The organism is Arthrobacter livingstonensis (genome assembly GCF_003219815.1).
GTDB lineage: Bacteria > Actinomycetota > Actinomycetes > Actinomycetales > Micrococcaceae > Specibacter > Specibacter livingstonensis.
This window is the reverse complement of the sequence record NZ_QJVD01000043.1, coordinates 1-18,015: the sequence shown is the minus strand read 5'-3', so window position 1 is coordinate 18,015 and position 18,015 is coordinate 1. Positions and strand designations below refer to the sequence as shown.

General features: G+C 61.5%; 14 protein-coding genes and 1 pseudogene. 8 read left to right on the top strand and 7 right to left on the bottom strand.

The window, feature by feature from the left end; genetic code table 11:
• Both CVV68_RS21330 and CVV68_RS21325 read right to left on the bottom strand, forming a co-directional pair.
• Positions 1 to 272 (bottom strand): hypothetical protein (locus tag CVV68_RS21330; protein ID WP_146238987.1); only part of this gene is annotated, 272 nt, incomplete at its 3' end.
• Between the two features lie 187 nt (positions 273 to 459).
• The gene (locus tag CVV68_RS21325; RefSeq protein WP_211320949.1) at positions 460 to 1,707 is read right to left on the bottom strand and encodes a tyrosine-type recombinase/integrase; all 1,248 of its coding nucleotides are present in this window, start codon (positions 1,705 to 1,707) and stop codon (positions 460 to 462) included.
• Between the two features lie 1,177 nt (positions 1,708 to 2,884).
• On the opposite strand from CVV68_RS21325, the gene CVV68_RS21320 reads away from it, so the two are divergent.
• The 4 genes and pseudogenes from CVV68_RS21320 to CVV68_RS21305 all read left to right on the top strand — a co-directional run bounded on the left by CVV68_RS21320 (position 2,885) and on the right by CVV68_RS21305 (position 5,176).
• Positions 2,885 to 3,580, top strand: a complete 696-nt coding sequence (locus tag CVV68_RS21320) for a helix-turn-helix transcriptional regulator (protein WP_245933710.1) — start codon at positions 2,885 to 2,887, stop codon at positions 3,578 to 3,580.
• A 169-nt stretch (positions 3,581 to 3,749) separates the two neighbouring features.
• Complete coding sequence (locus CVV68_RS21315) at positions 3,750 to 4,664, top strand: alpha/beta fold hydrolase (protein ID WP_110503006.1); 915 nt, start codon at positions 3,750 to 3,752, stop codon at positions 4,662 to 4,664.
• Between the two features lie 93 nt (positions 4,665 to 4,757).
• Positions 4,758 to 4,958 (top strand): annotated as a pseudogene (locus tag CVV68_RS21310) (transposase); the annotation flags it as partial.
• Positions 4,955 to 5,176 (top strand): hypothetical protein, encoded by a 222-nt coding sequence (locus tag CVV68_RS21305; RefSeq protein WP_110503005.1) that lies wholly within the window; start codon positions 4,955 to 4,957, stop codon positions 5,174 to 5,176. The pseudogene CVV68_RS21310 and the gene CVV68_RS21305, both read left to right, overlap by 4 nt.
• 236 nt (positions 5,177 to 5,412) lie before the next feature.
• Here CVV68_RS21305 and CVV68_RS21300 read toward each other — a convergent pair whose 3' ends face one another.
• The 5 genes from CVV68_RS21300 to CVV68_RS21275 all read right to left on the bottom strand — a co-directional run bounded on the left by CVV68_RS21300 (position 5,413) and on the right by CVV68_RS21275 (position 11,372).
• Positions 5,413 to 6,099, bottom strand: a complete 687-nt coding sequence (locus CVV68_RS21300) for a response regulator (protein ID WP_110503004.1) — start codon at positions 6,097 to 6,099, stop codon at positions 5,413 to 5,415.
• Entirely contained in the window at positions 6,096 to 7,196 is a 1,101-nt protein-coding gene (locus CVV68_RS21295; RefSeq protein ID WP_170133289.1) for a sensor histidine kinase, read from the bottom strand. The genes CVV68_RS21300 and CVV68_RS21295 overlap by 4 nt, the downstream gene beginning before the upstream one ends.
• Positions 7,197 to 7,288: 92 nt before the next feature.
• Positions 7,289 to 8,440 carry a sensor histidine kinase gene (locus CVV68_RS21290; protein ID WP_146238986.1) on the bottom strand — a complete coding sequence of 384 codons (1,152 nt, stop codon included), beginning with the start codon at positions 8,438 to 8,440 and terminating at the stop codon, positions 7,289 to 7,291.
• Between the two features lie 28 nt (positions 8,441 to 8,468).
• Positions 8,469 to 8,990: a hypothetical protein gene (locus tag CVV68_RS21285; protein ID WP_110503001.1), complete on the bottom strand. Its 522-nt coding sequence runs from the start codon at positions 8,988 to 8,990 to the stop codon at positions 8,469 to 8,471.
• A gap of 1,728 nt (positions 8,991 to 10,718) precedes the next feature.
• Positions 10,719 to 11,372: a TetR/AcrR family transcriptional regulator gene (locus CVV68_RS21275; protein WP_110502999.1), complete on the bottom strand. Its 654-nt coding sequence runs from the start codon at positions 11,370 to 11,372 to the stop codon at positions 10,719 to 10,721.
• A gap of 55 nt (positions 11,373 to 11,427) precedes the next feature.
• Between CVV68_RS21275 and CVV68_RS21270 the strand changes: the two genes are divergently transcribed.
• The 4 genes from CVV68_RS21270 to CVV68_RS21255 all read left to right on the top strand — a co-directional run bounded on the left by CVV68_RS21270 (position 11,428) and on the right by CVV68_RS21255 (position 17,649).
• Positions 11,428 to 11,940 carry a VOC family protein gene (locus tag CVV68_RS21270; RefSeq protein WP_110502998.1) on the top strand — a complete coding sequence of 171 codons (513 nt, stop codon included), beginning with the start codon at positions 11,428 to 11,430 and terminating at the stop codon, positions 11,938 to 11,940.
• A gap of 946 nt (positions 11,941 to 12,886) precedes the next feature.
• Positions 12,887 to 14,347 carry an amidase gene (locus tag CVV68_RS21265; protein WP_110502997.1) on the top strand — a complete coding sequence of 487 codons (1,461 nt, stop codon included), beginning with the start codon at positions 12,887 to 12,889 and terminating at the stop codon, positions 14,345 to 14,347.
• Positions 14,348 to 15,292: 945 nt separating this feature from the next.
• Positions 15,293 to 16,861, top strand: coding sequence for an IS21 family transposase (istA, locus tag CVV68_RS21260; protein WP_110502996.1), 1,569 nt, complete (start codon positions 15,293 to 15,295; stop codon positions 16,859 to 16,861).
• Positions 16,858 to 17,649 carry an ATP-binding protein gene (locus CVV68_RS21255; protein ID WP_110502995.1) on the top strand — a complete coding sequence of 264 codons (792 nt, stop codon included), beginning with the start codon at positions 16,858 to 16,860 and terminating at the stop codon, positions 17,647 to 17,649. The genes istA and CVV68_RS21255 overlap by 4 nt, the downstream gene beginning before the upstream one ends.
• Positions 17,650 to 18,015: the final 366 nt, after the last annotated feature.

Here is an 18,015-nt window from a genome sequence, read left to right as displayed (position 1 = left end):
CGCGACAACAACACGCGGACCTGCTGCGCCGTGGCCGTCGCCGGCAACCGGCCGGTGCGGCGATGCACCCCGAGTGAGATCCGTTGGCACCAGTCCGTTCCGGAGAGATCCAGCAGCGAACACAGCCCCTGGGCGGGATAATCGGTAACGACTTCGCCCAGCCGACGCACCAGAATGCTCAACGCCGGCGTGGAGACTTTCTGACCCAAACCAATGATCCGGCACACGCACCACAACAGCTCCCGGCGCATCGGCTCCGGCAGTGCCGTCAAGTCCACCCCGGCACGGAAGGTACCGTCCTGACAGAATGCCCCAGCCTACTGCGACGGCACCGTCGAAGCCGCCAACACCGGCAGTCGCATCGATTCGGGCACCTGCGCCCACAACTGCGCGAAGGCATGGAAGTCGCAACGGCCGCGGCATCTTCGATCCAGTCGACCGCGCCCGATTCGTGACCACTCATGAGCACGGACCAATCGACGGGTCGGAATCGGTAACGGCATCTGTAGCGACCCGCCAGCTGGCGGTGAAAGCCTTCCAGTTTGCCATTGCCTGCATCTCAGCGTCGTCGGTGACATGCGCGTAGGTGTTCAGTGTGGTTTGCACGTCGGCATGTCCCAGCCGGCGGCTTACTACGTGCACCGGTGTCCCCGACAAGAGCAAGGCCGTAGCATGACTGTGCCGCATCCAGTGAGGTGTCCATTCCGAGGGAACCCGTCCGGACAGCTGCCGGTGCAGCCTGTCGACCAAGTCATAGACCGAGTCTGGTTTCCAGGGCGCGAATCTCGGTTCATGGTCGAGGTTGACGAAAACGTAGCCTGCATCGAAATCCTCACACACCATGTCCGCGCCCACCTCACACAGCCGCCAGAGATGCTCGCCGTATAACCGGTCCAGCTCATCGGAGACATACAACCGGCGGTACCCGGACTTCGCACGAATCTCGTGGGGATGCTCGCGTGGGATAACCTCCACATACGGCGTGTCGCCGCGCCCGGTGTGCCAGTCCCGATGCTGCAATCCCAGGGCCTCGGCCAGTCGGAGACCGGTCTCGGCCATGAGCATCCACAACAACCGGTTGCGCACCGACCCGCGCCATTCGCCCGTCTCGGCGTCCCAGCTAGCGCAGGCATCGCAGATCAACGCGATCTGTCCCGGCGTCAGCACCGGCGGCGGGCCACCGCGCCCAGCCTCACGCACCTTCACCGTGGACCGGCGCCTACCATGCCGACGAGCCAGATGCTCCAACAATGGCTTGTACCGGCTGCCACCGCGGTGAATGATCCGATGCAGGTCCCGGCCCACATCCACACCGTTGAGCAGGTGGTAGTCATAGCACGACATCACCGCCCCAAGGCGTGCCGAGATTGTAGACTCGGCGAACCGCGCCGGACGCTGCTCGATCGAGGTCACCGCTGGCTCGTCCCCGGTACGAAGCCAAGTCAAGAACGCCCCGAAATCCGCCACCTTCACCGCATCCCAGCGCAGGTCAAACGCGTAGAGGTACTGCCACCACAACGCCAAACCCCGAGCATAGGACTTCACGGTGTTCGGGGAGGACCGCTGGGCCCGCAGATACTCCAAGTATTCTTCGGCCGGCCCCACCACCCGATGGTCGCGGCCCAGCACCGTCCAGGTCCGTCCGCCCTCCGGCAAGTTGAGCCGCTGTACCCGGAACAATTCGACTGTTTCGATACCAACCGTCATGCACCGTTACGTTGCCACCCCAGATAAACCGTCCGAAGCAGACACGCCGAGCAAGAAAAAAGTTTCTTACCCTCCGTTGCGTACGGCGATAAACAAACCCCAGATAAGAATTCGGAATATGCGGGGGGATGTCAGCCAAATCCGGCGGGGCAACGCGTCTCGGGTCATGGCCTCCCCGTAACATCGCAATCACAATTCTGCGCCTGGAAGGCGAAACAAACCTTGCCAAAGCCACGCGCGATGCCCGCAACTACCCACACCGCGCACTCAAAATCGCCGGCCTAAATTTCAGCTAAGCGACTTTGCAGAAGCCCCGACCCACCAGCGCCCTGGCCAAGGCCCAAGCCTAAACTGGTAATCATGGACGGTAACGTGCACTGCCCCGAGGAAGACCACTGATGAACCTGCATTCACGGATTTAGCGGTCAAGTCCCGATAACGTCAAAGGCCTCAGCAGTGCCTCTCATCTTTTACCCATCTAATTCAACCGAAAACTACGGCAATCGCTGACATGTCGCAGTCGCCAAAAAGGGAGAAGATTCCCGAAACTACGCGAATATTGATAGCCATCGACACCCTGTGACGTCCAGATGGTGAGATTCTCTTGGCCGCCGGTTCGAGTCCGGCCCGGGGCACAACATGGTCCTGACCTGCGGTTATACCCCGCAGGTCAGTGACCTTCAGGGCAAAACCCGCCCTCACTCCCCTTTTACTCCCCCAATTCAGCCAGTTTTTCTCGCGCTGCAGCTCCCCTTTTTCAGCCAAACGGGCTCACCCCTTCTCCAAGACATGCACATGAAAAGCGCGAGAATACTGGGTTTTCGCCCATCCGGGTACCTTGACGCTCCAGCGGGCGACGATGAAGCCTACGATCGTCTCGGTGGAGGTTCCTTAGCGGGAACGGCCAGGGCGAAAGTATGCTGTCAAGCAACAGCGACCACGAGTCCCGCCTATTTAGGGTCTCCTTTCGCGGTTCTTGACACACGCGACTTCAAAGTCGTTTTGCCCCCGAGTTTTGGGTGACTTCTGGAGTCGGCGGGATTAGTATTGAACAATAGTGCGCCGGCTCCTAGGGGGAGCAATGGTATTTATTTCGGAGCGTGATTTTGCGGCCGCAAGCGAGACCGCCGAACAGCTAAGACTCCGGGCCCAAACCCCCAAGTCGCTGGAGCAGGCCATGTTGGCGCAACTTCCGGGATTGCTTTGCGCGGACATGGCGGCATCGGTGAATCTCCATATGGCATCCCTCGGTGTTGAAGCTTTCTCCAGGGCGCCGTCGGGAGACATGATCAGCCATGAGCGGGAGCTGTCCGACCTTCTGCGCCAACACCCGATTCTCCGGCAGTACACCACCACGTCACACCTCAGTCCGCACACCGTAAGCGACTTCATTGACATAGCGGCGTGGACTTCCACCGGAATCTACCACGAAGTGTATCGGCCCCTGGGAACACGGTTCCAACTGGTCATTCCTCTTGATGTTTCCGCCAGGGATGGATATGTCAGACTCCTGAGCCTGACCCGTGCCCGTACTGATTTCACGGTACGGGAAACGGATCTGGCCAGGGTCCTCCACGGGCAAATCGTGGCGCTATCACAATCTGCTCAACGATCCACCTCGCCCCAGGCCGTGGCTTCCGCCCTGGACGCGCAGATCCTGTCCCGCCTCACCAACCGTGAGCAGGCCGTCTTGGCGTTGATGGCCCAAGGCCGGTCAAACATGTCTATCGGTTCGGCCTTATCCCTTGATGAACGAACAATCGAAGCGTATATACGCCACATTTTCCAAAAACTCGATCTCGAGCCGCAGCCCCAAGACCACCGTCGTGTCCTCGCGGTCCTGCTCCATCTGGGCTCGACCCCGGCGACCTAAGCCCACACGGTACGGACGCGGGCGAGTCGCGCCCCCGCACTGTCCCGGTCCGATCTCGGATCGGAGATGCCGGAAACTGTAGTGCTGGCACTGTCGATCCCCAGTCTTGCCGCGGCCACACTAAAGGTAGGTAGGAAAAAGACACAATTTGGTCAGAAGGTAACCGGTCATGGACTTGAACACGCAGGAAAGCAGGTTTGTCCACACGCAGGCAGTCCTCTTCCAAAACCTTGGACTTGACATAAAATCAACGTTCCTGCATGGCGGCGATCCCGCCAAACGGGTCCACGTCCTGCACAGCGGCCACGGCGACCCTGTCTTGATGATTCATGGCGGAAACAGCGTGGCTGCTGGCTGGGCACCCCTCATCGCTCAGCTCGATGGAGAGTGGGATGTTTACGCCCCCGACCGACCCGGTTGCGGTCTGACGCACCGGCAAAATTACCGAGGAATCAAGTATCGAGACCATGCCATAGCGTTCATTGGTGACGTCATGGACGGTCTCGAGCTCCAGCATGCAACCCTGATGGGAAACTCCGTCGGCGGATACTGGACCCTTGCCTACGCCCTTGCCCACCCTGACCGCGTCGACCGCCTCATACTGATCGGGGAACCGGCCGGCAGCACCCGAACCCTGGACCCGAAAGTCCGAATCTTGGGGACCCCCATCGTCAACCGGTTGATCTTGTCGACCATCGGGCGCCCACACCGGGATCCAAAGGCCCTGCGCGGCTTGATGGCAGATCCCGCCAAGGCCTCAGGTGACGTCATCGACTGCTTCTTCGCCGCGGCATCCATCCCGGGCGCACAAGTCGCCTGGCGCACCATGCTCGAACTCATCACCGGTCTGCGAAAGCCCAACAACCTCACCTACGCGCTCATTCCCCAACTGCCCACGCTCCAGTGCCCGGTCCTGATTGCCTGGGGCGAGCACGACATGGCCCCTGTTACCGCCGGTCGTGAGCTCAGCCGACACATAAAAAAAGCCAGATTTGAACTCATCAAGGACGCCGGCCTGATCGGCTGGCTCGACCAACCCGAAGCCGTGGGCCGGCTCGTTAGGGACTTCATGAACGCCAACTGAACCAATCAAGCCTTCGATCTCGCCCCACGCATGAAGCACCCGACTCGTCCTAAACCGCCCGTCCGTGGAACCGAACCTGTTTTCGCCGAAGTCGCAGTCGGGATCTTCCCCAACCGCGACGCGATCACCCGCCTCGTCGGGGCCGTACTGGCCGAGCAAAGCGATGAATGGGCCGAAGGGCGCCGCTACTTCGGATTGGAAGTCCTCGCCCGCTGCCGCCTCGCCTCCGTGGACCCCGGGCTTGAGTCACACGCCGAGCTGCCCGCCCTGGAAAGCATGGAGGCTGCCGCGTGAGCCCCACCCAACCCAACGCCTCAAGGCGCCAACGTGACCTTGAACTCCTCGCCACCGGCCACAACACCGGCTGGTGGGACGCGTACGGCCAACCGGCACCCCGGCCCGACGACTTCTGGCTCCCCGACGGCACCATCAACCCCGACTGGCGACCCAACGGCCACACCCCCGAGGAGGAAACCGACCCCACCATCCCGTCCGAGAACAACAACTACTAACCCTCAACGACCTCGAGGCATCACAAAACGGCTACACCACTCCACGGGACTTGACGTCATTTTCAGCACCTGGCGCTCATCATTTTCAACATTCAGTCGCAAAAAGTGGCTAGATTCCGCGGTTCTCACTCTTTCAAACGCATCCAGGCAGATACAGACCACAATTGGTCTTCCGATCGCCATGATCAGCGCGAACCGACGACTGTCACTGGGTTATTTATTCTTCAGTTAAAGTTTCATGCCGAGCCGGGGACGACGAACCCGCATTCGTAAGAGAACACGACGGCTTGAACGCGATCGCGCAGCGCGAGTTTCATTAATATTCGGGCCACGTGGCTCTTCGCGGTACTTTCTTCGACCACGAGTCGGTCGGCAATTTCGGCATTGCTCAGCCCCTCGGCGACCAACCGCAGAACCTCGCGTTCCCTCTGCGTGAGCGTTGCGAGCTGCGCAGGCTCCTCAGTCCTCGGTCTCACTGCGATGGCGAACCGCTCAATCAGCCGGCGGGTGATCGACGGGTCAATCAGGGCGTCACCGGCCGCCACGCTGTGAACTGCTGCGATGAGCTGTTCGCCAGGGACATCCTTGAGCAGAAATCCGCTGGCGCCTGCGCGCAGCGCCGCGTATACGTATTCGTCGGAATCGAACGTGGTTAGCATCAGCACCCGGCTGTTCGTCTCACCCAGGATCACTCGGGCGGAGGCCAATCCATCCATGTTTGGCATCCGAATATCCATGAGCACGACCGCTGGCGCGAGAGTGCGGGTCAGCTCGATAGCGTCGCGCCCGTCTCCCGCTTCGCCCACCACCCTGATCCCTGGGTCACTGCCCAGGATGACCCGAAAGCCGGTGCGCACCAGACGCTGATCGTCGACGACGAGTACGGTGACCGCGCCCGACGCGCCATCGCCGTGGCCGCTCATCGCTCCACCGGAACTGCGCCGAAGCGAAGGTGGCGCGGCAAGGAAGCCGAGACCCGCCAGCCGCGTTCACTAGTCGGCCCGGCCGCAAAGGTTCCGCCGCATCCGGCGATCCGTTCACGCATCCCAGTGAGACCGTGGCCACCGCCAAGGCCTTCGAGGCCGGAACGGTCGGCGCGCGCCGGCCCGTTGACTACCTCGATTTGAACGTCGTCGTCCCTTCCACGAACGGTGACCGTGATCGGGGCTCCGGATGCGTGCTTCATCGCATTCGTGAGCGCCTCCTGTACCAAACGGTAGGACGCCTCTGTGCTCTGTTCCGAGAGCCCGTCGACCTGACCACGGAAATGACACAACACGCGAAGACCTGATGCCTGTGCCCGATTGACCAGCTCCCCGACAATGCGCAGACCCGTCAACGGCGACGCGGAATGCGAGGTGCCGAGGAGTTCAGTCAACCGCTTGATCTCAACCTCGGCTTGGCGGGCGGCCTCGCTGATCGAGTCGAAGGACTCTGCTGCGCTCTCGGGATCGACCATGGCCAATCGCTCGCCAGCTCCGGCTTGCACAACGATCAGGCTCACACTGTGGGCGACGATGTCGTGGAGCTCGCGGGCGATGCGAGCACGCTCATAGCGCACGGACTCTGCCGAGAACAGTTCACGCTCCAGCTCGAGCTCAAGGGCGAGCCCCTCGAGTTCTGCAGCGACACGCCGTCTCGAAGCCACCAGCAAGCCAGCTAGCCAGGGCCCAACCGTAACCATCCCGACCAGCGGATTGAACGCGGCCGTAGCGCTGGCAACACCCACAGACAGCGGAATTAGACCGACCAGCGAAAACCCCCACGGAGAGTCGGAACCCAAGGCATACGCATACAAAAAGACCGCTGCCAGCCCGAGCGTGGTCAACGCAACCGAGCCGACGTATACATCCGTTCCGCGCAGAATGAATGACGGGAGGAGGAGAATCCCACCTGACGCTGCCGCAACCACAACTGGATGGCGCCGACGCACACTGACTAAAGCAACGAAGACTAGCAAGGCGACGGAGCTGAGAAGTGTCAGCGGAGAACCAAACAGCCCACCGACACCAAGACTCACTGCAGCCCCCACCGTGAGCACCGCTGCTGCCACGGCGTCGGCCCGTGGGGCACACCAACGCCAGGCCTGCTCGACGCGGCTACACATGGCCCTCAGCCAGCGGAAGCAGCACCACCGTCTCGCGCCTGTCGCCCGTGGCCTGCGTACGTACGCAGCGTGCCGCCGAGCGTTGCTGCGCGCTCCGCTGCAGCGGCCAGCGCGGGCCGGCTGCTGCCGCGGCGGGCGGCGGGTCCAGCTACGGTCAGTTCGAGAGTTCCGGGAGTGAACGCCACAGCTACCGCGACCCGTGCGGTCGGGGAGTTCTCCAGGGCCAAGAGCAGATGCTCCACGATCCGGTAGCCGGAGAGTTCCACGCCCGGCGGAAGCATTCGTGGGTCGCCGGTCACCGTCAAGCGCGCCTCCGCCGAGGGTAACTGTGCGAGCAGCCGGTCGAGTTGCGCCAAGACCGGCTGCGGTTCTGTCGAAGAGTCGGCCTGCAGGCCCGCGACGACTGCACGCATATGGGTCAACGTCTCTCGACCGCTGTCCTGAATCGAGAAAAACGATTCACGGGCTTGATCGGGCGACGAGGCCAGCGCGGCCCGGCCCGCCGCCGCAGCCTCGGCGATCTCGCTAACCCGGTCGTGCAGGTATCCGTCGAGATCCTCGGCGATCAGGGCGTGGTCGGCCGCCACGGCAAGCCGGGCGGTCTGCTCCCGCTGCTCTCGCAGCTCAACAGTTCGAGCACGCAGGGCCACCACGGCCGTGCTGCGAGCCCACAGCAACCGACCGGCAACGACAAAAGCCATGACGATCGGCACCATGTAGATGATCACACTTGGCCTGAGCTCGGGATCCGAGAAGGATTGACACAGAACGTTCGCCGTCAACAGTGCGGCACCGGCAACCAGGGCAGTCCACCGTTTGCTACGACTGCCGACTACGAAGGCTGCGTAGAAAACCGCAGGCAGCGCAGCGCCGCATCGGACGAAATGGTCGAACAGCAACCAGTTCAGCGCCCCACCTGCCGCGAGGACCGCCGTCGTCCCCAATGGATTTCGTCTCGCGAACGCTACTGGCGCGGTCAGCAACAACACGAAGACAGATGCGCTGGCGCCTGCGTGCTGGTCGAAGGTGCTCAGGCCGTTCAGCGAAGCGACGGCTAACACGCTTAACAGCATTGCGAACCCAACGTCCCCCACACCGACATCCGGCCAGCCGAAAGGCCACCCCGTCCACAAACGCCCTACCAACCGTCGATTCACGACAGTCTCCTTCGATTCCCTGATCTAATTATGCTCGCTTTGTACGACCGGAGCGCAGCAGATTCAGGCTCCCGAACACGAGAATGGCCAACGGCAGCAGGACGATCCCGACGACACCGGCGATCGGCGGCACACCTTCCCCAGACTGGCGAGCGGCCGAACTGTTGAGCAGGTAGTCAACTGTCCCGACGACGACGCACAGCAGCAGGTTCATGCCAAGGCCAATGCTGACCCGGCTGCGGCTATCGGGCCGACTCCCAGCCACGGGTTTCGCTGCGGGGGCGGACACGAACCAGCCACGCCACAGCCGATATATCCTGATCTGGTCGGCCGCAACAAGCGCCAATACAAGGATGATCAACTGCACGGCGTAGTAGCTGAATTGGCTCACCGTATCTTTCGGATTCACTCCCAGGCCCACGGCAAGCCCCCACGTTTGAAACCCACAGATGAGCACAAACGGCACTACCAGGATGACCGCCATCCGCGGTCTGCTCGACACCGTCAAAGCCGCCACCGCGGCCAACATGATTCCCAGCAATCCGGTCATGACTTGTACCTCCATCCTTGTTCCGGCGCATGCGCTGCGTTTATTCGTTGGCGCATCGCCGGCTACAAACGAGTATGCGCCCCCCAGACAGCGGGATCGTCCCTCCTGAGGATGGTTGTACGCCAACAAAAACCCGCCGAACTGTGGACGCCGGCGGCGCCAGTTTCGCCCGGATGGGCGATGCCGACCATCGGTCCCGCAGACAAGAAATGACGTACCAACCCGCTCGCCGGGGCCATCCCACTATTAGGAGAAGCTCAATGTGATCCATCCCGGACCGTCCTCGTCATCACGTTCACTGTCGCCCCCCTCATCGTCAGACCACTGCTCGCAGTGTTCGCCCGACCCAACGCGACGCCAATCGCCCACGGCGTCGAGGCCCACTCATGACTACCCCCGTTCCGCGTGATTTTCGCACGAAGGCGAGGCCGCTCGCGGCGATCCTCATGCCCATCGGCCCGGCCGCCGTCGCCGTGTTCCGCTTCATCCTGCCGTACGGCCCGCCTCACGACGGGCACCTGTCCTGCCCGCGTTCGCGGCCTACCCCCTCATCCCCCAATCCCTGTCCTTGTCCGGGGTAGTCCTGATCGATAACGTCGGGGCGGCCGTCTCAGCCAGGGCCCCTCACAACGCAGTTGTCGCTGCCGTAAATGCGGCGACAAACGAAACCGCCGTCGTCATACTGGGAATCATCTTTGTCGCCGGCCATCTCCGCGGGAGGGTCGTGCTGGCGATCGCCCTCAGGCGGGGCCGGTCCGTCGCGCGAGCCGGTGCGATCGTCCTCGGAATATCTCAGTCCCTGCACTTGGCCGCAGCGGTCAGCGGCAATGACGCACTCGACCTGGTGGGGTGGGGACTGATCGCTGTCGGCATTGGTTTCGCGTCCTACGCCATCCTGCGTCTGAGCAACGATGAGTGGGACATTCCCCCGCTGGGCCCGCGGCCTTCGGTCGCGACAAAGGACACCTGTGATGCCAACCCCGGTGCACGGACTCACGGATTAGTCCGCTCCCGTCTTTTCAGTAGCCCCTAACGGGTAATGATTGGGGCTGCTGGCCTCTCGGTCCCGGCAGATTTGGTGCCCCAATCGTCAATGATCAGCAGGGACTCTGTCACCGGGATCCAATAGGCACCAAGGGATGGCTGAACGACGCGGTCAGTTGAAACACGACAAACTTCTCTTCACAGCCAGTGACATGCCAGCAATTGTGTCAATGCACCTGCAAACGGTCGGCCAACAGACGGTTCGGCGCCACGGGGCACGCCCAACTCACGTTTTACTCACGTTTTTCAACGAAAACCTGTGGCATTCCCCGGCATGTCGACGGGGCCGAGTTGTCCGGCACACTCCCGGGACCAAGCACCTTCTGGCGTTGAACAAAGACCGTTGACATGAGGCTCCTGAGATTCTCTTGGTCACTGAGGTGGCAATTGCTAGAGCGGCCCCAACTCATCTTTTACTCATCTTTTCAACGAAAAAATGTCAGTTCTTTCAGCATTTTTGGTCGAAGCGGGCTGCACCTTGTGCCCATCTTTCTCAACGTGGCGGCGCCCAAGTGGCTAGATTCCGCGGTCTTTCATGCCTGGATATTTTGTAGCTGTTGCAGGCAAACTTTGAGCCTGCAATCGCCGTACCAATGGACCTGAACAACAGGGGCGACCAAAGATCCGCCCCGTACGTCTGGAACTATTTGGTGGTAAAGCAACAGGAGAACCAACGACCTTCGATCATGCGCGACGGGTGGTAAGGGCAGTCAGTGTGTCGACGATGAGTGCGCGATGGACGGCTCCAGACCAGCCGTGGGCTCTGCGGATGTGCACGACCGTGTCTGCGCAGAGCAGAACGTCAGTGACAACGGTGAGGCGATCAGGGTGCAGACCCTTCGCGAGGAGACCGTCGACCGCAGCATGATCCCAAAACGACCGGCATAGCTCGATGGTGGCCTGGCGTCCGGCTTGGGCGGCTTGGGCGATCTCCGGCTCAAGACCTTCTGACTGGGCAGCTACTTCGAACAACGGCCCTGCCCGTTCTGCGATAGCGACCGCGACGTCGGCGAAGGCATCGATCCGTTCAGCCAGGCTCTCGGCGGTCATCGCGTCCTGAGCCCGGGGGCGGTGGGCAACATCAACCGGCTCTGAGTCGCCCACGAGCGCCTGGTCGACGACGCGGCTGAACAGGGCTGCTTTCGTCCCGAAGCGGACGTAAACGGTTCGAGCACCAACTCCAGCGTGTTCTGCGATCTGAGCGAGGGTAGTGGCCACGTAGCCCTGATCGAGGAAGAGAGCGCGTGCTGCTTCGATGATCTGGGCCTCGGTTCGGGCCACCCGCCTCCCTCTTAGGTCCGTAGGCGAAAAGGATTGCTGCTTGACTTCATCATTCATAAGGTGCAGTATAACTGCATAGATACAGTATGACTGCAATTAAGAAGGTTTTCTAATGATCCCGAAACTGGCTGGGGTGCACCACCTCAAACTGCCCGTCTCAGATCTGGGCCGGTCAATCCGATGGTACGGCACCCGACTCGGCTATCAAGTCGCCATCGAGTTCCGCGAACACGGTCAACGCACCGGCGTCGCAATGACCCATCCCGACGGCGGGCCCGTCCTCGCTTTGAACCTTAACCCGGAGCGGGCGAAAGCGTCAGCCGGCTTCGACTACTTCTCCATCGGCATACCCGACCGAGACCGGATCGAAGCGCTGGCGACCCACTTGAGCGGCCTCGGGGAGGCCCATGCGGGGGTGCACTTCGCGACGATCGGATGGATCCTGCCGATGCTGCACGACCCCGACGGTCACGAAGTGCGTTTCTACTCCATGGAATCCCACACTGATATCGATCCCGCTGCCCCGCTCGTCATTGACGACGCGGTTGCGAGCGCGCAGGTCAGGGAAAAGCTGTGGGATGCCGATAGCGCCGCGTCCACCGAGGCAACGGATGGCGCGCCGTGAACGGAAACGCCACTGACTGCCCCCCCAAAAACAGCGCGCTAGCCTCCGTCACAGCCGCTTCTAGGTAAACGGCGGCATGGATCCCGAGGTTCGACCTGCCCCTACAGTGACACGGCTCTAGTTCCCAAGCCGCTTTTCCAAGAGCCAGAAAAGCAAGCAGAACAATCATTCATTGCATGGCAAACATTTACACTACCGCCCCGTCCAGGCCAACCACCAGGGCGGGACTGCAAGTGTCTGTAGAGGGTTCCCCTCTTGAACTGTCACGGTGCGACTTTCCAGCCCCAGCGCGCGTATGAATCCCCGGGCCGGTACCCGACCGCGTTGCGGACAATAGGGGAGGATACTTCAGACATGGTTGAAGCACCAAGCGGGTTCCGGGCCTTGCCAATGCTGGCGAGGTTCGTCGTAGCGGGAACGGTGGTTTGCGCTATTTTTGTTGCCGTGGTCGGGTTGGTTCTGGGCCTGATCGCTTACCCGCCAACCGCGTGGGCTGCGGTGATTGAGGTTGGGTACCCCTCGGCCGTTGCGGGTGCTGTCATCGGGCTGGTCGTTGGTTTTGTGGTCCATATACCGTCATGTCCGCCGCGCTGCTGACGCTAAAGCGGAGGTCGGTACAACGCATCGAAGCTGACACGCAATGATGATGTACGCAGATCCACGAGCGGCTGAGCAAAACGACGGAATCGTGCCGCTTCATGACGACGCGACGTGGGCCAAACGTCTTGCGCCACATAAGTCTTGAGGCACTTGTGCGACGTGCGATCGGATCTATAGATGAGTTGGATGTGCGAATGTGGATCGGCTTGTGGGACGGTTGACGGCATGATTCTCGGGACGGTTCAAATATCCCGGTGTGTACTCGTGTCGATACGTTGAGTATCAGTGCCTCCACCGCGATCTGCATGTGATCAAACGCCTAAGGCAGGTCGATAGGATTGGTGTCATGGATCGGAGTTTTGTGTCGGCTGAAGCGCTCATGGCCACCTTGCGCAACGGGGAGGTGACCTCGGTGGAACTGACCGACGAGGCGATCTCCCGCATCGAGAGCGACGACAAAGCGATCAACGCGATCTGTGTGCCGGACTTCGACCGGGCACGGGCCGCCGCACGGAAGGCCGATGAGGCCCGCGCCAGCGGCGAGGACCGGCCGCTGCTCGGTATCCCGATGACAGTCAAGGAGTCCTACAACATTGCCGGGCTGCCCACGACCTGGGGGATGCCGCAGCACGCGAACTATCTGCCCGCTGAGGACGCGGTGGTGGTGTCGCGTTTGAAGGCCGCAGGCGCCGTTATTCTCGGCAAGACCAATGTGCCGTTGATGCTCCAAGATTGGCAGAGCTTCAACGAGATCTACGGCACCACCAACAACCCGTGGGACCACTCGCGCACGCCGGGCGGATCCTCCGGCGGGTCAGCAGCGGCTCTGGCGTCGGGGTTCGGCGCACTGTCTATCGGTTCCGACCTTGCGGGTTCACTGCGCAACCCGGCGCACTTCTGCGGTGTCTACGCTCACAAGCCGACATTTGGGCTCGTGCCTGCGCGCGGTATGGTGCCGCCGCGGGCACCGGCGTTGCCGGTCGAGGGCGATCTGGGCGTCTGCGGTCCGATGGCGCGCACCGCGCGCGACCTCACATTGCTGCTGGACGTGATGGCAGGACCGGACCCGCTGACGCTCGGCGTTGCCTACGATCTGTCTCTACCCCCCGCGCGCCACCAGAAATTCTCCGACTTCCGTGTCTTGGTCCTCGACGAGCATCCGCTCATTGCCACCGGGACCGAAGTGCGAGCCGGGGTGAACCGTGTCGCGGCCGCACTCGTCGACGGCGGGGCCCACGTCGAGCGGAGCAGTCCGCTGCTGCCCGACCTGACCGAAGCCGCTATCCTGTACGCGAAGTTGATGTTTTCCAACAGCGGCGCACGGGTTCCTGACGAGCGGTACAAGCAGCTGCAGGACCTCGCCGCCGGACTCAGCCCGGATGACTTGAGTCTCAATGCAGCCTGGCTGCGCGGAATGGTCCTCAGCCACCGCGAGTGGATCCAGGCGGACACCCGCCGAGAAGTGCACCGCCAGCTGTGGCGAAAGCTCTTTAACGAATTCGACGCCGTCGTGTGTCCGTGCTCGTCAACGCCCGCGTTTCCGCACGACCACACCCCCGACCGCGGCAAACGACAGATCGATATCGACGGCGTCGATCACCCGGCCGACACCCAGTCCGTCTGGGCCGGGTTGGCCACCATGCCGGGCCTGCCCGCCACAGCCATCCCAGCCGGCCGATCTCCCGATGGACTGCCAGTGGGTGTGCAGCTCATCGGCCCGATGTTCGAAGACCGCACCCCCCTGCGGCTAGCCGAACTGCTCGAGCAGACGATTGGCGGCTTCGAGGCACCGAAGTCGGGCCCCTAACAGGTGCCCGTTGGCGGCAAGTCCGTGACGATTCCGCGGTCTTCCGGACGACTGGCCCGATGACTCACTCCTCGTAGACGCTGTCGGGCTCCCGTAGCTCTTTAGATTGAGTCACGGAAGCCACCTGGCGCTTCACCGGAAGTGTCCAACAGCCCGGATGCCCTGCAGTCACCGTCCGATAGAGGTTCCCCACTGAAACTGCCATGGTGCGACTTTTCAGTTACAGGGCGCACATGAATCCACGGGGAGGTCTCCCAGCGTAAAATAGCCAACATGGACGGCAACCTCCACGCGATTGCGCGTCGTACACATATGAGCCACTTTGCCGAGAGCTTGAACCCGTCCACAGATAGTACGGCCGGCTCACAAAGAGACACTCCCCCTTTGCTCCCCCTTTTCAAACGAAAACTACCGTTGCCTACGGCATGTCATCGTCATTGAAACCGCCCAAAAGCCCCTAAAACTCAATGTTATTGAGAGTCAACGACACACATCAACATCCAGGCAGTGAGATTCTCTTGGCCGCCGGTTCGAGTCCGGCCCGGGGCACCAATTGTGGCTCTGACCTGCGGCTTTACTTCGGAGGCGAGCTTCGCCAGGGGGCCAAATCACGGTTTACTCACGCTTTTGAACGAAAAGTGGGTCACGTTTTTGGCTTGGACAGGGCCAATTAAGACTCCAATTGTCGTCACGTTTTTCATCTCAGGCCCAGGAAAACCGCGGGATGTTAGCTGCAACTCTAAACTGACCATAGGCGGCATTTAGATTTGACCGTTCGCGGCAGTGGTTTTGACCAGTGGTTCGCCGTGGTACTTACGGCGTGGGTGTGCTGGGATTCCCTTGTCCATCCCTCGTGTCTATACGGGGAGAGCCCTTCCTTCGGGGTGAAATGACGATGCCAATCGTTTTCAATTTCACCCATGTTTGGGAAGGAAGGGGCTTGTTATGAAGTCTCCAGGAGAGTTCATGGAAATTTTAGCTGCTTTTGATCTAACCCAGTCGTATCGTGGCGCCGCCGAGGTTTGCGGCGTTTCGCACAACACTGTCCGTTCGTATGTGAAAGCCCGCGAAGCAGGTGCCCAAGCACCGATTGCCCGTCAGCGTGGCAGGATCACTGATCCGTACCTGCCCCAGATGGAATCGCTGGTCGAACAGTCCCGTGGGAAGATCCGCGGAGACGTGGTCCATGGCAAGCTCGTTGCTTTGGGCTATACCGGCTCGATCCGCACGACCCGCTACGTGCTAGCCGGGTTGAAGAGCAAATACAGGGCTCAAAACGCCCGTGTTCACCGCCCGTGGACCGTGGAACCGGCGCGGTGGCTCCAGTGGGATTACGGAGACGGCCCTGTCGTTGACGGTGTGAAAACAGTGTTGTTCGTGGCCTGGCTGGCGTACTCACGCTTTAGGATCGTGATCCCTTTGCGGGATAAGACCATGCCTAGCGTGTTCGCCGCACTGGACCGCTCCTTTCGCATGATCGGAGGGGTTCCAACCTACGTTTTGACCGATAATGAGCGCACAATTACGGTCGATCACGTTGCCGGGATTCCGGTCCGGAACCCGCAGATTGTCGCGTTCGCAAGGCACTATTCCACCGCCGTGCACACCTGCATGCCGGCAGACCCGGCATCGAAGGGTGGGGTGGAAAACGCTGTGAAGATCGCCAAGGCAGACCTGGTCCCCAAGGAGACGAACCTGCGCCCGGAATACGCCTCTTTCCTCGAGTTGGAGCAGGCTTGTCAGGTGTTTATGGAGGATGTGAATTCCAAAGTGCACCGGGCCACGTTGGAGATCCCCAAGGACATGCTTCGACTGATTGAACGGCCCAAGCTGCACCCGGTCCCGGCCGTGCCGGTGACAGCGAGTTTCGGCCAGGTCCGGCAAGTCCCACCGAATACGCCCATGGTCACCTACGAACACTCCCGCTATTCCGTCCCGCACACCCTGATGGGGCAAAGAGTCTGGGTGCGGAGCACCGACACACACGTGGTCATCGTCCATGTCGGCCTATACGGGCCGATGGAAGTAGCCCGCCACCAGCTCACCCGCCCCGGCGTGCCAGCCATCATAGACGCCCACTTCCCACCAGCCTCCGCCGGCGCCCTGGAACGCGTCATCCGCCCCACCAACAAGGCAGAAGAGGAATTCCTAGTCCTCGGGGCCGGGGCGGCGCTTTGGCTCAAGGAAGCTGCCGCGGCAGGGACAAACAAGATCCGCCACAAAATGGAACGAGCCACAGCCCTCGCCGCCATGCTGGGCAACGACGCCGTTGACCAAGGCTTGGGAGCTGCCGCCGTGCACCACCGCTTCACCCATGAAGACCTAGTCTCCATCATTACCAACACCGCCACCGGCGAGCTGGCCGGAGACGGCAATAACACCCGGCACACCGTGACCGATCAGGGCCAATGGCTCTCCCAAGGCACTGGCGGATGGGCCAATTTCGGCACCACCAACACCACTAACACCGCTGAGGACAGCGACACCACTGATCTTGAAGGAGCTACCGAATGAGCCCCACAACCCTTGCCCAGGGACCATTGGCGGACGCCGCCGTGGAACAAGTGATTGCGTTGATGCGCACCACCCGGATGCCCCACGCCCGTGCCGTGGTCGCCGATGTCCTGGCCACTGCGAAAGCCCAGCGCTGGGACCCGACCGAAGTCATCCGCGTCCTCCTTGAAGCCGAAGCAACCGGGAGGAACCGGTCCATGCTCGCCACCCGGCGCAAACGCGCCGGTTTCTCGACCGGGAAAACCTTCGATGTCTGGGACGAGAGCCTCTCGACCCTGCCAACGGCAACAACCTCGTTCCTACGCACCCTGGAATGGGTGCGGCGCCGGGAGAACCTGATCGCCTGTGGGCCCTCCGGCACCGGCAAGACCTTGCTACTGGAGTCTCTGGGTCAGCAAGCCATCGATGAAGGTCTCTCCGTGTCGTGGTTGAGCCTGGAAGACCTCGGCGCGCTCGTACGCCGCCACCGCATCGATGACAGCGTTAACAAGGCCATAACCCGGGTCACCAGCGTGGATTTGATCTGCATTGATGACATAGGACTATTGCCCGTTTCCGGCGACGCCGCCGAGGGCTTTTACAGGGTCGTGGAAGCCTCCTACGAGAAACGCTCCCTGGCCATCAGCTCGAACATCCACCCCTCCGGCTTCGATGAGCTCATGCCCAAAACCATTGCCACCGCGACCGTGGACCGACTCATGCACCACGCCCACCTCTGCCAAACCAGCGGCGAGTCCGTCCGCCTCATGCAAGCCCAAAACGGGAAAGGAACCCACCCCATGACCTAACCCAAGCAAACGGTCAGGCGCCGACCACTCCCGGCACACCCGGGCGCCTGACCAGTGGTCAAAAATACTTGCCGCCAACGGTCAACCCACTGCCACGGGCGGTCAAAACAAACTGCAGCCAGTGGTCAGTTCTAAATTGCAGTTGACAGCGGGAATCCGCGGTTTCCCTGGGCCTGAGCGATGAGGGACTATGGCTGCCAACTATCGGCCCTCCGATCGCCCTAAATCACAGGACTGAACTGTTGTTTTCGATGGCCGGATTGATGCCTTTCCCGGCGCGATCATCATATGAGGTGTGTCAAGGATCTGGGACAGTTGGTTAGTTTCTTTTTGGTCAGGCAGCAGCGCGTTGTTGCTGGTTTTGGG